This window comes from Bradyrhizobium sp. USDA 10063 (genome assembly GCF_054063735.1).
The window spans coordinates 4251276-4267753 of record NZ_JBSSGP010000002.1 but is presented as its reverse complement, the minus strand read 5'-3'; the positions used below and the strand labels follow the sequence as shown (position 1 = coordinate 4267753).

The 16478-nt window shown below is 61.3% G+C and carries 10 protein-coding genes and 3 pseudogenes; 8 read left to right on the top strand and 5 right to left on the bottom strand.

The window, feature by feature from the left end; all coding sequences use genetic code 11:
- Positions 1 to 437 precede the first annotated feature (437 nt).
- The 3 genes and pseudogenes from ACVJGD_RS22210 to ACVJGD_RS22200 form a co-directional block, all read left to right on the top strand.
- The gene (locus ACVJGD_RS22210; RefSeq protein ID WP_456636320.1) at positions 438 to 2042 is read left to right on the top strand and encodes a linalool dehydratase/isomerase domain-containing protein; all 1605 of its coding nucleotides are present in this window, start codon (positions 438 to 440) and stop codon (positions 2040 to 2042) included.
- The gene (locus ACVJGD_RS22205; RefSeq protein ID WP_456636319.1) at positions 2039 to 2539 is read left to right on the top strand and encodes an SCO family protein; all 501 of its coding nucleotides are present in this window, start codon (positions 2039 to 2041) and stop codon (positions 2537 to 2539) included. Before ACVJGD_RS22210 ends, ACVJGD_RS22205 begins: the two co-directional genes overlap by 4 nt.
- A gap of 609 nt (positions 2540 to 3148) precedes the next feature.
- Positions 3149 to 3267: pseudogene (locus ACVJGD_RS22200) on the top strand (SDR family NAD(P)-dependent oxidoreductase); the annotation flags it as partial.
- A 333-nt stretch (positions 3268 to 3600) separates the two neighbouring features.
- Here ACVJGD_RS22200 and ACVJGD_RS22195 read toward each other — a convergent pair.
- A complete protein-coding gene (locus ACVJGD_RS22195) occupies positions 3601 to 4578 on the bottom strand; it encodes a LysR family transcriptional regulator (RefSeq protein ID WP_456636318.1) in 978 nt (325 codons plus the stop codon).
- A gap of 398 nt (positions 4579 to 4976) precedes the next feature.
- Here ACVJGD_RS22195 and ACVJGD_RS22190 point away from each other — a divergent pair.
- Positions 4977 to 5536 (top strand): annotated as a pseudogene (locus tag ACVJGD_RS22190) (transposase); the annotation flags it as partial.
- Between the two features lie 14 nt (positions 5537 to 5550).
- Here the strand turns inward: ACVJGD_RS22190 and ACVJGD_RS22185 are convergent.
- Positions 5551 to 6298: pseudogene (locus ACVJGD_RS22185) on the bottom strand (pyridoxal-phosphate dependent enzyme).
- A 239-nt stretch (positions 6299 to 6537) separates the two neighbouring features.
- On the opposite strand from ACVJGD_RS22185, the gene ACVJGD_RS22180 reads away from it, so the two are divergent.
- Genes ACVJGD_RS22180 through ACVJGD_RS22165 form a run of 4 tightly spaced genes read left to right on the top strand, consistent with a single transcriptional unit; the run spans position 6538 to position 9806 of the window.
- Positions 6538 to 7428 (top strand): ABC transporter permease, encoded by an 891-nt coding sequence (locus ACVJGD_RS22180; RefSeq protein WP_456636317.1) that lies wholly within the window; start codon positions 6538 to 6540, stop codon positions 7426 to 7428.
- 1 nt (position 7429) lies between these two features.
- Positions 7430 to 8149: an ABC transporter ATP-binding protein gene (locus tag ACVJGD_RS22175; protein ID WP_456636316.1), complete on the top strand. Its 720-nt coding sequence runs from the start codon at positions 7430 to 7432 to the stop codon at positions 8147 to 8149.
- A 7-nt stretch (positions 8150 to 8156) separates the two neighbouring features.
- Complete coding sequence (locus tag ACVJGD_RS22170) at positions 8157 to 9173, top strand: ABC transporter substrate-binding protein (protein ID WP_456636315.1); 1017 nt, start codon at positions 8157 to 8159, stop codon at positions 9171 to 9173.
- Between the two features lie 36 nt (positions 9174 to 9209).
- Complete coding sequence (locus ACVJGD_RS22165; RefSeq protein WP_456636314.1) at positions 9210 to 9806, top strand: L-2-amino-thiazoline-4-carboxylic acid hydrolase; 597 nt, start codon at positions 9210 to 9212, stop codon at positions 9804 to 9806.
- Between the two features lie 424 nt (positions 9807 to 10230).
- Here the strand turns inward: ACVJGD_RS22165 and ACVJGD_RS22160 are convergent, their stop codons facing one another.
- The 3 genes from ACVJGD_RS22160 to ACVJGD_RS22150 all read right to left on the bottom strand — a co-directional run bounded on the left by ACVJGD_RS22160 (position 10231) and on the right by ACVJGD_RS22150 (position 16371).
- Positions 10231 to 13413 (bottom strand): efflux RND transporter permease subunit, encoded by a 3183-nt coding sequence (locus tag ACVJGD_RS22160; protein ID WP_456636313.1) that lies wholly within the window; start codon positions 13411 to 13413, stop codon positions 10231 to 10233.
- Positions 13414 to 13482: 69 nt separating this feature from the next.
- Positions 13483 to 14754, bottom strand: a complete 1272-nt coding sequence (locus tag ACVJGD_RS22155; protein ID WP_456636312.1) for an efflux RND transporter periplasmic adaptor subunit — start codon at positions 14752 to 14754, stop codon at positions 13483 to 13485.
- A gap of 63 nt (positions 14755 to 14817) precedes the next feature.
- Positions 14818 to 16371 carry an MFS transporter gene (locus ACVJGD_RS22150; RefSeq protein WP_456636311.1) on the bottom strand — a complete coding sequence of 518 codons (1554 nt, stop codon included), beginning with the start codon at positions 16369 to 16371 and terminating at the stop codon, positions 14818 to 14820.
- Positions 16372 to 16478: the final 107 nt, after the last annotated feature.

Genomic DNA, 16478 nt, shown 5'->3' with positions numbered 1-16478 from the left:
TCAGTCGTTCAGAGGCATGGGGTTGTCGGTCGGCCATCGCCAATAATTGACATGATTTCCAAGCATCCATCATAAATGATGGTTATTTGAAAGATAGGATAAAAATATTGTCATTTATGGGCCTCCGCCTGTAGCTTGGCTCCCAACAAGAGTTTTGCTTGAGGGAGACGAAGTTTGTCTGCGATGCACAGTCATCCATGACGAAGCTCAACGTGGTTGCAGGGGGCTGGCGGCGATGAACGATGCGGCTGTGGGCGCGATCGCGACCAGCTAGACCAAGCTCAGTGTAGGACGCTGCCACGCCGCTTGAACAAGGTTGTGGCCGCCCGCAGTGCTTCCATCAATTGGTCGAAGTTCTTGATCGATTGTCCGCAGTTTGCCGGTGGATAGGCTCGTGCGACACTAACGACACAATGGCGTACCTTTGGAGCGCAACGATGACCACGCTGCTGATGACCAAGCCGACGCGGCTGGAGACGCCTGCGGTGCCCGTCCTGTCGGACGAGCAGGTCGGGTCTATCCGCCACATCGACAACCTGTCCCGCCTCCCTCGCGGGGACTGGCACCACATGACGGGGCCCCTGCCGCTGCAAGAGGACTTCAACGCCTATCGCTACCAGCTCGGCTACATGAGCCTGGCGCTAGCACTGGCTCACTATCATCGTCTGCCGGCTGCTCCGGCCGTGTTCCGCGGCACTTTGGACCGCTTGATCCAGCGGATGCTTGAGCCCGACGTGTGGTGGTATTGGCGCGACACCAGCACGGCCGGTGGCTTCGGGGGCATCCCGCTGCCGAAGTTGCCGAGCCGGACTGATCCGGTTGCGGACGACAATATCATGTACAGCGCCTATCTGATGGACATGACATTGCTCTACACAATGTTGTTCGACGACCGCAAATATGAGGAGCCTGGCTCGCTGACCTTCCGCGTCCAACCGTTCCTATGGGGCGGTGATCGTCAAGAGGAGTTTCGGTACGACCAGCGTACACTGATCGACCGCATCTACTGGAACCTGGTTCAGAATGGGTACCTGGGGGTCGCCTGCGAGCCGTACTGCGTCTTCCAGATTTGCAATCAGGTTCCGATCCTCGGATACCGACTCCACGACCACATCTACGGTGGTGACATGGCGCAGGAAGCGATGGATGGCTACATCAAGGCCTGGACCGACTTTGGCGGTGGAGTGAACGAGCGCGGCCACTTCATCAAGTTCATCGTCCAGCGCAACGAACTCCTTCCGAAGGACCTGCCTATGGACGCGGACTCCGCGTTCGCGGACGCTTGGCTCGGGCTTCTGTTGAATATGTGGCGGCCGGAGCTGGTCCGGACGACCTACAACGAAAAGGTTGAGGAGTGGCTGGACCGGACGCCCGACGGCACTATCGCCGTCAAGAATTTAGGGCGCCTGCCTGGTAGTCAAGATCTGGTTCAGCCCGGCACGCTCGGCGAGTTCGGATGGTTCGCCGGGTGGGCCTCGGAGATGGGTGAAGAGGACGTCCTCGCCGGGTTGTTTCGCCACGCCGACAGATTCATGAGCCCGCGATGGGAGAACGGGGGACTCTACTACCCTCGCTGCGACAATAGCCACGACGATCACGGTCGATTCATCAGCATGACGCCCATTGTCAGCAACGCGATGCTTCCCTACGCGCGCCTCAATGTCGCCAACGGCCTGCGAGCGCTTTTCCAGCATCCCTGGACTGATCGCGAGCGATCGCGCCCAGCCCTCACGGAGCTGAGCCAGCAGGTCGACGTGCGTCGCGCTTGGTACCACGAGGACGAGCAGAAACTGCAGCTTACCGTCAGTCCCATGCGCGGACTTGCGAGGACGACTGCGGAGCTCACGATCTCGTCGGTTTGGTCCGACAACTGGTCGCTCGTCGTGGACGGGGTCGTGGCGGCTCGGGGGCGCAACGGGACTGTCGTTGCGACCGATGAGGGGCGACACCTCGCGCCGCGCCGGAAGGGCAATATGCTGGACCTTTCGCTGCCTCTGGATCATGGCGCCCGGGATATTGAGATGACGTGGGGGCGAGCATGACTGCTGGCGGAGCGCCAACTGAGCCTCGGTGGGCGCTCACTGACCACCACGGCCGACACGTCACCGACGCGGATTTCCGGGGCCGGTACCAGTTGGTTTTTTTCGGCTTCACCCACTGCCGAATGGTGTGCCCTCGCGCCCTGAGCAAGCTCACCGCTGTCCTTGACGCCATCGGCGAGCTCGGCGAACGAATCCAGCCGCTGTACATCTCGGTTGATCCAAGGCGCGACACGCCTGACATTATGCGCGTGTTCCTCGAGCAGAACTATCCCAGATTCCTCGGTCTCACCGGGAGTGTGGAAGAGTCGGAAGTTGCCCGGAGTGCATTCCGAGTCTTCGCCGGACGCCGTGAGGACCCCGACGACCCGGACGGGTATGCTGTGCCGCACTCGGCTCTGACCTACCTGATTGACCCCGACGGGCGCTACGTCACGCATTTCTCGGATGTGGCCGGAGCCGATCGCATCGTGGACAGTCTCAAGAAGCTCGTTCATTGAAGAACTTGAGCCATCAGTTCCCTTCCCACGCCAGCACAGCAGGCGGCCCGAAGAGAAGTAGGCTCAAATGGGCGTGAGCGGGAGAGCGCGCGGCGAGGCCGCATGTTGGCTTTCATGGTGTTCGACATGGTGATGTTGGTGGTCGTACGCCGTAGCGGCTGCATGACGAAGGTCTGAGGCATGCGCGCATCGAACGGCTATTCGGGGGAAGTCGTTACCGCTTCGACCTGAAGCGGGCGTCGGGTACCGATCACGGCTATCCTACGGCAAGCGCCGGCCTCGTGACTGCGCCCGCAGACTTTGCAGCCCCATCAGTCGCTCGACGGCTAGGACAGTCGTCCACGCGCCGCCCCGTGCGCCATCCTCGGCGGCCTCCCAGCTATGAGGATGAATCACGCTTCGCTCGGGAATCCCCGGCGATTCAATTCGATCCCCGCCCGGTCCTAACCTCCGAAGGGATCGCTGCGCCAGCGGAAAGTGCAGTGTCCCGCTTCCGGCGCGGCACGACTCTCGACCTTCTATTGCCTCACACGCGCGATCCTCACGTCCCGCCAAGCAACGGGCGGAAATCGAATAAGTTGCGCTGCCGATGTTTGCCCAAGGTTCCATGGAGGGGTCGGAATGCTTGAAGAGATCGCCGATGCAATCTCGGTCCTCGTCAGTCCACGAGCCAGTTACATCACCGGAGCAACCTAAGGCTTGATGGGGAAATGTGGCCTGGACTTTAGAGTTTCACTTTGGGTGCTTCCGGCTCGAAGCCATCATTTACCTACCTGAGCACACTGACGCGGAAATTGTACGGTGCCCATTCTAGCGCCACAAACTTTAGGTCGATAAACTGAGTGAAAGCGCGCCACACACCACGCGCTTTCGTCTTGCTTGGTCCTGAGTGTGTGGACTAGGGCGACTAGATGGGGCGGAGCCCCACAGCGTAGCACCAACTGCATCGCCGTGGGAAACTCAGTTATCATCAGTTCTGTACGCGGCACCATTTCTTACGCTGAGAGCAGATAAGCAACCCTCCAGATGCAAAGAGGAACGAGAGCGTTGGCAAGGCACGATTACGAAGGACCGGTCGGCAACAACGATCGGGCGGCTGTTGAATTCGGCGACCCCGCAACAGCTTTGAGTTGTCTCAGTGCCTTTCCTGTGATGGTGCGCCAAAGTGAATCGGTCAGCGGCGTCGACTTCTGAGTGTCTCTGTAGATCATGATGTCAACCGGGGTAAACCACTTAGGCCCGCCGGCAAGAACCAATCGACCGCTCTTTAGGTCATCGCGCGCGAGTGATTGCGGGATCCACCCCATGCCCAGACCTCGCAGGATCATGCTCTTGAGCGCTTCGCTTCGCGCATTGACGTAACGCACCGTCAGGTTAGCCTTCACAGGTTGAGCAGCGATCATGCGCTGAACCATGTGACCGAGGAACATCTCCTCGCCAAAGAAGGCGAGCGGGATAGGCTCGCTCTCGACCCCGGGCAAACGAAACAACGGGTCGCCTTCCGTATTTGCTGCGGAAACCGGTAGCAAGGTTTCCGAACCAAGACGGAATTTCGAAAATCGCTTCGAAGGCAGTAAGATCGGCGCGTCCTTGTGCGAATAGCAGAGCATGAACTCCGCGTTTCCATCGGAAAGCGTCGCGATACTATCTTGACGGCTGTTGTTGACCACCGCAAAGGTAACCTCGGAGACCTCACGGTTCGCATGCATGTGCAGATAAGGAAGCCAGTGATGACAAAGGGAGTCGGCGGTCGTGACATGGATCACCCGAGACGCCTGCGGCTGGAGAACCAGAAAGTCCTCGCGCAGTAATTCGGCCTGGCGTATTAGATCGGCCGAGCGCGACAGGAAAAGCTTCCCAGCTGCCGTCAAGCCGAGTGGAGAAGAGTCGCGATCGACCAGCGCCGTTCCCACCCACGTTTCGAGCGCCTGGATTCTTCGGCTGAAAGCCGGTTGCGTGACATGGCGCCGGTCCGCGGCGCGAGAGAAATTGCCGGTCTCAAACAGAGCTTGGAGGTCTTTGATCCATTCAAGCTTCATGTGAAAGCCCTATAGGTAGCTTGTGAAATCGTGGCAGGAGCATCGAGCCTGGTCAATTTAGATCAAGGCACGAAGTGTGCCAGCTGGGACCTACGCACGAAGTATGCCAGCGGATAACTGCTCCCAGAGCTTAGGAAAATGCGGTTCGAGCCCGAAGATCCTGCTCCAGGAGCTCCGCCACTACCTTTGCAGTGGCGGCCGAGAGCGTCCAGCCTAGGTGCCCGTGGCCGGTATTGTAGTAGGGTCGTGTCCCAGGTGATGGTGTAGCTGGTTAGCGAAGCCGCTCGCGACGCGCGCCCGACATAGCGCCGTAGCGAGCGAGCGGCTTTGCGGGTGGTCACCGATGATTCGTCGGTAAGGTTTGGGTTGCGACACCAACCTGATTCGAGGAACCACCGATGACCGACGACATGATGAACCTGCGCGCGCTCGTGGAGAAGGCCCTGATGCCGATCTATTGCGAGAGATGATCGGCTTTGCCGCCCACCGGCTGATGGAGCTGGAGGTCGAGGGCCTGACCGGGGCCGCTTACGGCGAGAAGAGCCAGGAGCGCCAGGCCCAGCGCAACGGCTACCGCGATCGGAGCTGGGAGACCCGCGCCGGCACGGTCGAGCTGCGCATTCCCAAGCTGCGCAAGGGCTCCTACTTCCCGGGCTTCCTCGAGCCACGGCGGATGGCCGAGAAGGCGCTCACCGCCGTAGTGCAGGAAGCCTACGTGCAGGGCGTCTCCACCCGCTCGGTCGATGATCTGGTGCAGGCGATGGGCACGACGGGGATATCCAAGAGCCAGGTGTTGCGGCTGTGCGGCGAGATCGACGACAAGGTGAAGGCCTTCCTCAATCGCCCGATCGAGGGCGACTGGCCCTATCTGTGGATTGATGCGACCTACGTGAAGGTGCGCCAGAACGGGCGCATCGTCTCGGTCGCGGTGATCATCGCGGTCGGCGTCAACAGCGATCCGTCGGCTGCGGCTCAGGCTGCAAAACCAGCGTAATCGATGTGCTTGTGCCGATCGAGGGTGCGCAGCGCAGGCGGCAGCGCGTACTTGTGTCCTGATGCGCAATTGAAGAGGACGACCCGATCGGGGTCGACACCCGAGCTTCGGCAAGGCTGCGCTTGTAGGCCGCGTAGGTCGCGGCGCCTTCCGGACATAGCAATAAGCCTTCCTCCGTGGCCACCTCGAGCAACGCTGCCTCGATCTCTCGGTCCTCAATGGCAATCGCGTATCCGTTGCTTTCGCGCAACGCACGCAAGATGAGGAAATCACCTATCGCTTGCGGCACTCGGATCCCAGCGGCGATCGTTTGCGCATTTTCCCAACGCTGGGCCGACTCGGCCCCACCGTCGAAGGCGCGGACGATCGGTGCACAACCCGACGCCTGGACCGCGACCATTTTTGGCCGTTTCGGACCAATAAAGCCTATGGCCTCCAGTTCGTCGAAGGCCTTCCACATGCCGATGAGGCCGGTCCCTCCGCCGGTCGGCGCATTTGCGGGCAGGACGCATCTCTCGATAGCGCCAGAGATCGGCTGGCCGTCGAGCCGACCCTTCCTTTGAGAACTCCTTTCGTATCCCGTCCAGATCATATCGGACAAGAAGCGGTTTGCCTCTAACAGAAAGTCCGTGAAGCCGATCCGCTCGATATATGTCGCCGTCGAGCGTACATTCCAAATGCTTTAAAGGTCGGCCGTTCAACGATCAGGTTTTCGTTCTGTGCCATCTATGGTGCTCGAGGTGCATGCTGGGGCCGGCGGTGATGGGAGCTTTCCGCAGCCTTTGCGCTTGGGCTTAGTCGGACTTTTGGGGAGGTCTCAAATGCCGATTTATCATCGGTCATGCAGGATAAGCATTGGAGGTTGCGGGGCGATGGCTCCTATTTTCGAGAGCCAAGTCCGGTTATCGAAGGACCGAGGGGGGTAGTCCGAGGACGCAGGGCTGCCCTCAGCGAAAGAATGTTTGATGGCGCCGGACGACGATGAGCGAGCAAAGACCTTGGCGATATCGAACGAAGTCGACACGATCTCCTCTCTAGCTGAGTCACGATCGAAGCAGCGAGCTTCCTTTCTTCCGAGCTGGGGAAAGGGGCTGTCAACGGTGGCGTGGAACGTCGGATCGCTCGTCGTCTTCCTTCTGATCTGGCAGTTTTCCAGCATCGCGTTCGAGTCCACCTTCTTTCCCGGTCCGAGGTTGATCGCATCCGCGTTCTATGAATTGTGTACCAACGGCGATCTGCAGGGCCATCTGCTTCACGAGCATGCATTCGCGAGCCTAGTGAGAGTGGGACTGGGCTTCGGTGTCGCTTGCGTGACCGCTATCCCGTTAGGTGTCGCATTCGGGCTCTGGCAGCCGCTCTATCTGAGAACGCGCCTTGTTTCCGAACCCTTGAGGTTTATTCCTCCGCTCGCGTGGATACCACTCGCGATTCTGTTGTTCACGGGCACGGGCCGCTACGTCTTCCTGATCTGGATCGGAACATTCTTTCCCCTTTTCATCCTCACGATGAACGCTGTGTCACGCGTCGAGCCGATCTTCGTGGAAGTGGGGAAAGTGTACGGCGGATCTCGCTGGTTCAACGTCCGTAAGATTATCATTCCTGCCGCGTTGCCCGCAGTATTCGGCGGCATGCGCGCGGTGATCGGACCCGCCTGGATGTGCATCGTCGCCGCCGAAATGCTGGCAACCGAGCTGCTCGGCCTGGGTCAGCTTCTCTACAATTACTCCAGCCTGTTCCGCATGGATATCGTGTTCGTGGCGATGATCTCCATCGGGTTGCTCGGCTTCGCGCTGAATGAGATGTTCATCCTCGCGGAGCGATACCTGTTCAGCTATGCGCGAAAAGTGAGCATATAGCATGCTTGAATTCAGGAACCTGTCAAAGTCTTTCACGACGGATGGCAAGACGCATTCGGTTCTGAACAATCTGAGCCTCTCGATAGGCGAGAGTGAATTCGTGGCGATCGCCGGACCGTCGGGCTGCGGAAAGTCGACTCTGATCCGTTTGACAGCCGGCCTTGATCATCCTGACAGCGGTCAAATTCTGGCACGGAACGGCACCGGGCGGCTCGGTTACGTGTTTCAGGAAGCTGCGCTACTGCCTTGGCGCACGCTCACCGACAACGTTGCCATCGGCCTGGAAACCAAAGGTGTTTCCAAGGCCGAAAGAAGCGCTAAAGCGGTGACCCTGCTTCGCACCTTCGGTCTTGGTGGCTTCGAACATTATTACCCTCACATGGTTTCCGGCGGCATGAAGGCCCGCGCAGCGATCGCACGCGCCTACATCATCAATCCAACGCTGCTGCTGATGGACGAGCCGTTCGCGGCACTGGATGCCCAGACTCGCGAGAAGTTACAAGGCGAGCTCTCGCAGCACTGGCAACAGTCGAAGCGCACGGTGCTGTTCGTGACGCACAGCCTGGAAGAAGCCCTTTTACTCGGTACGCGGGTCGTCGTACTGGGCCGGCCGCCATTGACGATCGTTGCCGACTATCCAATCCCGTTCGATTTCCCGCGGGATTCTTCCGCGAGGGAATTTGTGGATATCAAGCGGAAGCTCCGCGAAAACCTGCAGTGAGGGCGATATGTTGAAATTGACGCGCCGGTCGACAAGTATCGCATGCCTGCTCATCGTTGGCATGCTTTCCATGATCGCGCCGGCCGATGCGCAGCAGACCAAGCTCAAGCTCGGGGTGACGGCGACGGGGCCGGCAGTGGGTATCATGAGCCCCTTCGCTGCGTTGATGAGCGGCCAATATGAATCGGAGGGGCTCGATGTTTCGTTTGTGAACATCGCCAGCGGGCCCGAGACGATCCAGCGCATGATCGCCGGCGAGATCGAGGGCGGCGTGTCGGTCGGCACCTTGCCGTTCTTCCAGGCGGTTGCTGCGAACCTCGACCTGGTGTGGATCGCATCGACGCTGCAGAACACTTCGCCCATCATGGTCAAGGGGTCCTCTACGGAACCTGCCCAGCTGAACGGCAAACGTTTCGGGTCGCCAGGGGTCGGCACGATACAGGACACCCTGTTTCAGTTGTTCGAACGCAATAACAGCATCAAGACCACGCACGTTTACGGCCGCATGAACGATCTCCTCGGCTATCTTGAGAAAGGGGAAATTGACGGGGTCGTAGGCTGGCAGCCGACCATGGAGATCGCCCGCAAGAAATTGGGCGCGACCTACGTGACCAAATCCATTCTGCCCGGCGCGCAGATCACCGGCATGGTGTTCCCTCGACGGTTCCTCGAAGGCAATCGAGAGGTGATCCTGCGCTTTCTGCGCGCCAACCTTCGCGGCATCGAGGCGTTCCGGAAGGACAAGAACGCATTCGTGGAATGGGCAGCGAAGCGCGAAGGTGTCGACGTTGACGTTCTCAGAGCGCTTTATCTCGAACCCGACCAGTTCTGGGTCGAAAATCCGCGCACCGACATGGCGAGCGTGAAGGTACTGATCAAGGCTGCGAAGGACTCAGGAAAGATCTCATCGACCCTTGTGCTCGACGATGCAGCTATCGATGCCTGGACTGCCAAGCTGATCGACGAGCGCTTGCTCGAACAGGCCATCAAGGAAACCAAATTCCAGGTCGCCGAGAAGCCGTAGGGCAGACGGCGACGGAACGACGAAAGGATGATCGCGATGACCAAGCAAGCAATACCGGGCTACGTAACCAATGAAGAGGCCCTTGCCATGGTGCGTACGTGCGAACGGTTGACCGCCCATATGTGGGTACGCGTGTCTAAGGCCGTTGTAGACAAATACGGCGATGAAGGACGCGAACTCCTCGGAAAGGTGGTCCGAGAGCAGGGGCTGGCGCGCGGCCAGGGCATACGCAAGCGCGCGGAGCAACTGGGCTGGCCTCTCGACTCGATAAAGACATTCTACGAGGCGTTCGAGGTTGCTTTTCCGATCTGGTTTTCGCGGGAAGGCGAGAAAATCGAAGTGACGGACAAGCATTCCGTCGTCCGCTTTCACCATTGCGCCTTCGGCAGACAAATGGCCGCTCTGCATTCGGAGCTCGGCACAGACGTCGGCAAGATCTGGTGCGAGAATTGCGAGGGCAGCACGACGGGCCATGCTGACGGAAGCACGGATCATGCACTTGCAGCCGGATACGATCCCAAGCTCAAGTTCCACCCGGAAAAGCACATCCTGCGCGGGGATTCCTATTGCGAACATCATATGTGGTGGGAGTCCGACGAGAAAAAGTCGGATGTAGAAGCGGCTAGCGGCTAGCCGTCGCGGCCGGAGGGCTCTCACGGAGGCGGCGGACTGCCCGCGTCCACCTGTTCGGCATGCTCAAATATCGAAAAGGAAGCGACGTTGGTGTCGTCACGTATCGGATCGGCCGGCCGTACCGGGCCATCAAGCGGCCGCAGGTTGGGTCGGACGAGCGATGTCGTTCCGGGAGTAGCTCTCACAGTCATCATTGCCACCGCTGGTTACGCTCTGCGCGGCTTGCCAGGGCTTGCCTTGATCAATCCCATGATCCTTGCAGCACTTCATGTCGACGAGGAATTCACGTAAGCCGATCGCGAAACCTCAATTCCAGAACGGCATCTATTGAAGGGCAACGGTCCAGTCCGGGCTTGTATGGTCAATCGCGGACCCGGTGCTGGCGCGCGCCAAAAACCGGACAGCGCGCCTCGCTAGGATCGCCTCATCCTTCTTTCCTGCTCGGCAGGCGCGGGCGCGCGCCCACGGGTCTTTGTGCGCTTGCCGGACCGCTCCGAAGAGTGCGACAGACGACGTAGAAGGTGGGCGTAAACAGTAGCCCAAACGCGGTCACGCCGAGCATGCCCGCAAACACCGCCGTTCCGAGCGCCTGCCGAAGCTCGGCCCCCGCACCTTTAGCGAGCAGGAGCGGCAGCGCGCCGAACACGAAAGCGAAACTTGTCATCAGGATCGGTCGCAACCGCTCCTTCGCAGCGATGACGGCCGCCTGGGCCGGCGACGCTCCGTCGCGATCCTCGGCCTGACGCGCGAACTCGACGATGAGGATCGCGTTCTTGGCCGCCAGCGCGACAAGGACCACCAGCCCGATCTGCGTCAGCACATTGTTGTCCTGACCGCGCAGGTTCACGCCGATCATCGCCGCAAACAGGCACATCGGCACGATGAGGATGATCGCCAGCGGCAGCGTCAGGCTTTCATATTGGGCCGCGAGCACCAAGAAAACGAACATCACGGCGAGCGCGAGCACGACTAATGCCGTATTGCCCGCCGCCTTCTGCTGGAAGGCGATCGCCGTCCACTCGTGCGAGAACCCCCTGGGCAGAGCCTGGTCCGCGACGCGCTCCATCGTGGCGAGCGCCGTGCTGGAGGAGGTCCCGGGCGCGGTGTCGCCATCCACCGCCACAGCGGGACGTAGATTGTAACGCACAACCCGATAGGGGCCTGTGTCGTCGCCGAAGGTCGCGACCGATCCGATCGGGACCATCGCGCCGGAGTCGGAGCGCGTCTGCAGGTTGGCGATGTCGGCCTTGGCGCGCCTGAACGGCGCGTCGGCCTGCGCAGTGACGCGGAAAGTCCGGCCGAGCAGGTTGAAATCGTTGATGAACGCCGAACCGAGATAGACCTGCAGCGCCTCGAACACGCGTTCGGGCGGCACACCGAGCATCTGTGCCTTAGCGCGATCGATGTTGGCTGTAACGCGCGGAGTGGCCGTCTCGAAGAATGTGTAGACCCCAGTGAGCCCTTCGGTCGCGTTCGCCCTGGCGATCAGGCTATTGGCCGCCGTTTCGAGTTGCCGGTAGCCCACTCCATCTTGGTCTTGAACCATCAGTCGATAGCCGCCGGCCGACCCGATGCCACGGATCAGAGGCGGCTTGACGATCATGATTCTGGCGCCAATGATGTCGGCTGTCGCTCTACGCGCCTCCTCGATCAGCCTGTCGAGTGTCTGTCCGTGCCTAGCTCGCTCGCCGTAGTCGTCCAACATGAAAAACGCGGCGGACGAACTCGCCGCCCGCGTCTCGGACGGGCCATCGACGCCTGAGAAGCCGATGCTCGTCCGGATACCGGGGATTGGGAGCACGCGCTCCGACACCTCCTCCAGCAACGCTTCCGTACGCGCCGTCGAAGACCCCGGCGGCAACTGGATGGCGGCGATGAAATAGCCTTGATCCTGCGCCGGAATAAAACCGACCGGCGTCATCCAGAACAGCATGCCGGTCGCCGCGATGAGACCGCCATAAGCGACCAGCATCGCGCGCGGCCTGCGCACGAGGCGCATCGTCAGCCGCCCGTAGCGGTCGCTCACCCACGCGAATGCCGCGTTAAAGCGGTCGCCAGCGGCCTCGACCATCCGACGCCAGCGGCCGGGTTCCCGCGCCGCCGGGGGCGGCTCGAGCAGGATCGCCGCGAGCGCCGGCGAGAGCGTCAGCGACACGAGCAGCGAGATGACGGTGGCGGTCGAGATCGTCACCGCGAACTGCTGATAGAACGCCCCCGAAAGGCCGCTCATGAACAGCGTCGGCAGGAACACGGCGCATAGTACGAGGACAATGCCAATCAGAGCGCTCGACACCTCGTCCATGGACAGTCGAGCGGCCTCGAGGGCGGACTTGCCCTCTTCCACGTGCCGCTCGACGTTCTCGACCACCACAATCGCATCATCGACGACGATGCCGATAGCCAGCACCAGTCCGAACAGTGACAGGTTGTTCAGCGAGTAGCCCACCCCCGCAAGCACAATCGCGGTGCCGATGAGCGAAACGGGGATCGCGAGGATCGGGATGATCGCTGCCCGCCACTTCTGCAGAAACACTATGACAACCAGGGTGACGAGCAGTACGGCCTCGAACAGGGTCTTCACAACCTCGTCGATGGACCGCTGGATGAACTCGGTCGGATCGTAGGCGATCCTATAGGTGAGGCCCGGCGGGAAACGCTGCGACAGGTGCTCCATGACCGCTCTGGCGCCTTTGGCAGCGGCAAGCGCGTTCGAGCCGGGTAACTGGACGACGCGGATGACCACCGACTTCTGCGCGCCGAGATAGGCCGAGAGGCCGTAGTCCTCGGCGCCGAACCTGACGGTCGCGATGTCGGAAACGCGTACCTGCCGCCCATCGGCGTCGGTGCGGATCACGACGTTGGCGAACTGGGCAGGATCGGTGAAGCGCCCCTGCGTCTGGATGTTGAGCTGGAAGGCGTCGCCGTCGGATGGCGGCTGGCCGAGCGTGCCGGCCGCGACCTGGACGTTCTGGGACCTGAGCGCCGAGACGATGTCGCCGGCGGTCAAGCCGAGCGCGGCGGCACGGCGCGGATCGAGCCAGACGCGCATGTTGAGCTCGCGCGACCCGAATAGCTCCGCATCCCCGACCCCCTCAACGCGGAGCAGTTCGTCGCGCACCCGGGTCAGGGCGTAGTTGGAGATGTAGGCCTCATCCAGCGAGTGATCAGGCGAGATCAGGTTGATCGCGAGAAGGATGTCCGGAGCGGTCTTCTTGGTGACAACGCCGAGCCTCTGCACCTCCTCTGGAAGACGGGGAACGGCGATCGCTACCCGGTTCTGGACCAGCGTCTGTGCAGTGTCGAGGTTGGTCCCCTGTCTGAACGTCACCGTGATGACGAGGCGGCCATCGCCGGTCGACTGCGACGACTGGTAGAGCATCCCGTCAACGCCGTTGATCTCCTGCTCGATCGGGGCAGCGACCGTCTCGGCGACGGTCTCGGCCGAGGCGCCAGGATAGGTCGCAGTCACCTGGACCGTCGGCGGTACGACTTCGGGGTATTGGGCGACCGGCAGCACGGTGTAGCAGATCGTACCGATGATCGTGGTGACCACTGAGATCACGAACGCAAAGATCGGCCGGTCGATGAAGAAGCGCGAGAATCGCATGGCACTAGCGCTCCGGCTGGCTGCGCGCGGCGCGATCCCGACGCGCGCTTGTGCGCTCGGCGTGGCGGCTCATGGTTCCCCCATGGTGGCGGTCCGCGCCTGGGGCGTGGCGATGGCCTCGCCGGTCGCCTGCGGCTGCGGCGTGATGCTTCCGGGGCGTACCTGGACCCGCTGTCCAGGCTGAACAAGCTGGACGCCGCTTACAACGATCCGGTCGTCCGGCTTCAGTCCCGCTCGAGTTATCCGCAGGCCGTCGACTAGTGCGCCGAGCTCGACGGTGCGCGCCGCGACGACATTGTTCGGACCGACAACGAGCACGATTTTACGGGTCAGGTCGCTTGAAACAGCGGTGTCGGGGACGAGCAAGGCCCGCCGCGTGTCGGCAATCGCCAGTCGCATGTCGCCGAACATGCCGGGTGTGAGGAAAAGATCAGGGTTGGCGACTGTGACTCGTCCTCGGATCGTTCCCGAACGAGGATCGAGACCATTATCTGTAAAGTCGAGCGCGCCGCGCCACTGGTATGCAGCTTCGTCCTGCAGGCGGATCTCCACCGGCGACGGCTGGGCACCGGTATCTCGCGCGCGCTTGGTCTTGAGGTATAGCGCTTCGGAGCTGTTGAATGAGAAATAGATCGGATCGAGCGCGTTGATCGTAGTCAGCAGCGTGCCGGCGTTCCCTGTCGCTGCCGTCACTTGGTTGCCCGCATCGACTCGCCGATCGGATATCAGCCCCCCGATCGGCGCGCGGACCTCCGTGAACTCGACGTCGAGTTCGCGCGCACGGACGACCGCTTCAGCCGCTTCAACGGCTGCCGCCGTCGCCCCAACCCTCGCATTCCGATTGTCGGCCTCGCTTTGAGCTATGGCGTCGGAAGGTCTAAGGCGTGCAGCCCTCTCCGCATTGATGCGGGCAAGTTCCAGATCGCTGCGCGCGCTTGCCAACTCCGCGCGCGCCTGTGCCAGCGCTGTCTCGTACGGGCGTGGATCTATGGTGAAGAGGAGCTGTCCCGGCTGTACGATGGTCCCATCGCGGAAGTGGACGCCGATTAGTTGCCCCGAAACCCGCGGACGAACCTGAACCGTTCGGCTGGCCTCGAACCTGCCGATGTACGCATCCCATTCGACGGCATCTTTCTGAAGAGGCTGCGCGACTTCAACCGTCGGGTCAGTTGCCGCGGGCCCGCTCTGGGGTCCACGTCCAAGATACCGGATAGCCAGCCATGCAAGAAGAAGTGCCACCACCAGAACCAAGAGCGCGATTACGCGAACCCGTTTTCGGTCAGGGCGACGGTCCTGGTTCGTGTTTTGAACGTCAATCATGAAGGCGCGCTGATCGTTCATCGCTGCAGCCTCCATCGGCAAACCGAGGGGACATGCAGCTTCAGAGAGCGACGAAGCCCCGTTTCACTCCGGTAGACCAGTGCTCCGAGTAGCCACCTCAGAGAATTGGATGAGCGGATTTGTTCGTCGTTCATTGGTTGAAGCACCATCAAAACACCGACTCATTGACGCGCGAAAGAACGGCCAAAGCTTTGCACACGCGCGACGGCTTTGGTTGTCGGGGGGAGCGTCTGCAGGCTCAGCCGCAGGTCGCAGACTGTTCAGACCGGCCCAGATGATGACCACGGCCGTCGATGTCAGGACGACGTCAGCTGCAAGCGCGAGGCGGATCCCATCCAGTAGATCAGCCCGGATCACCATCACGGCACCGAGGACTGGGATGCCGATCGTGACCGCCACCCGTTGGCTCGTGGTCACAAGGCCAGAGGCGAGCCCTTTATGGGTGTCCGGAACGTCTGCGGTGGCGGTGACCGTTGCGGCGACAACAGCGGTGATGTGACCAAAGAAGCCGACGAAGAGCGCAGGGATGAGCAGCCAGAGCGAGTTCGACTGAGTGCCGAGCAGCATCAGGGGCGCGGTGAGGCCGCCCTGGACCAGCATTGCCGCGAGGAGGACAGTGTGTGCGCCGCGACGCTCGATGGTTCGGCCGGCGACGACGCCTGCGGCCATCGAGGAGAGGCCAGGAACGCCGAATATCAGGCCGGTCGTCATCGGCCCGAGATCAAGCACGTCCTGGAGGTAGAGCGTCGTGAGGAAGACGAGTGCGGCCTCCATCGAGAAGATGGTCAAAGCGGCCAGGTTTCCCCACCGAACCGACGGGCGCTTCAACATAGCGATCGTGACCAGTGGCGCTGCTGTTCGGCGCTCGATCTGGAAGAACACCACGAACAGGATCAGTCCAACGGACAGTACGGGCAGGGATTGATCGGTGATACCGAAGACAGTGGCAGAGAGAGCCAGCGTCACGCATGCTGCGCCTGGAACGTCAAGTCGCACGCTCTCGCGCGGATAGCCAGCAGGAATCACGAACGGCGTCAGCACCAGGATTATGAGAGCGACGGGGACGTTAATCAGGAATGCCCAGCGCCAGCTCAGCACGCCAACGAGCATCCCGCCGACAATCGCTCCGAACGTGAAGCCACCCGAAAGCAACGCGCCGCTCCACCCCAATACGCGGGCGCGTTGGCCTTCGTCAGCGAAGGTTGTGATCAGTAGCGCCAACGCCGCGGGAGCCGTCATCGCAGTAGCAACGCCCTGGAGCGTTCGAGCGATGAGAAGGAGAGTCGAACCAGTCGAAATGCCGCCGAGAAGCGACGCCACCGCGAGAAGCGACAGGCCAGCGAGAAAGATGCGTCGACGTCCGTAGAGATCGCCAAGCCGCCCGAACAGGAGCGAAAGCCCGGCGGACGGAAGTGCGAAGGTCGTGGTCACCCAGGGAAGGTCGTCAACCCCAAGGCCTACAGCTTTTCCGACCATGGGCAGGGCGACGTTCAGGATCGAGAAATCTGCCGACAACATAAAATTGGTGCCGAGAAGAAGTATGAGGATCAGCCGCTGCCGAGCTGTCATCGTGAGCGCCTCGCTTGGACGCCCCACGATTGTTTCTGACGTTGTCATCGAATCATTCCTGAACTTGCCGATCGAGGCAGCTCCGACGCGCTGATCGGTCGCGCAATCGGTCAGCGCTCCCGCCCTTCGTATGGAAAATTCATGCGGCCAGATGC

Excerpts from the sequence above, each read along its gene's own strand:
- ACVJGD_RS22175 (WP_456636316.1), top strand. The coding sequence starts at position 7,430 with ATGCTTGAATTCAGGAACCTGTCAAAGTCTTTCACGACGGATGGCAAG.
- ACVJGD_RS22165 (WP_456636314.1), top strand. The coding sequence starts at position 9,210 with ATGACCAAGCAAGCAATACCGGGCTACGTAACCAATGAAGAGGCCCTT.
- ACVJGD_RS22170 (WP_456636315.1), top strand. The coding sequence starts at position 8,157 with ATGTTGAAATTGACGCGCCGGTCGACAAGTATCGCATGCCTGCTCATC.
- ACVJGD_RS22210 (WP_456636320.1), top strand. The coding sequence starts at position 438 with ATGACCACGCTGCTGATGACCAAGCCGACGCGGCTGGAGACGCCTGCG.
- ACVJGD_RS22180 (WP_456636317.1), top strand. The coding sequence starts at position 6,538 with ATGGCGCCGGACGACGATGAGCGAGCAAAGACCTTGGCGATATCGAAC.
- ACVJGD_RS22155 (WP_456636312.1), bottom strand. The coding sequence starts at position 14,754 with ATGAACGATCAGCGCGCCTTCATGATTGACGTTCAAAACACGAACCAG.
- ACVJGD_RS22205 (WP_456636319.1), top strand. The coding sequence starts at position 2,039 with ATGACTGCTGGCGGAGCGCCAACTGAGCCTCGGTGGGCGCTCACTGAC.
- ACVJGD_RS22160 (WP_456636313.1), bottom strand. The coding sequence starts at position 13,413 with ATGCGATTCTCGCGCTTCTTCATCGACCGGCCGATCTTTGCGTTCGTG.
- ACVJGD_RS22195 (WP_456636318.1), bottom strand. The coding sequence starts at position 4,578 with ATGAAGCTTGAATGGATCAAAGACCTCCAAGCTCTGTTTGAGACCGGC.
- ACVJGD_RS22150 (WP_456636311.1), bottom strand. The coding sequence starts at position 16,371 with ATGACAACGTCAGAAACAATCGTGGGGCGTCCAAGCGAGGCGCTCACG.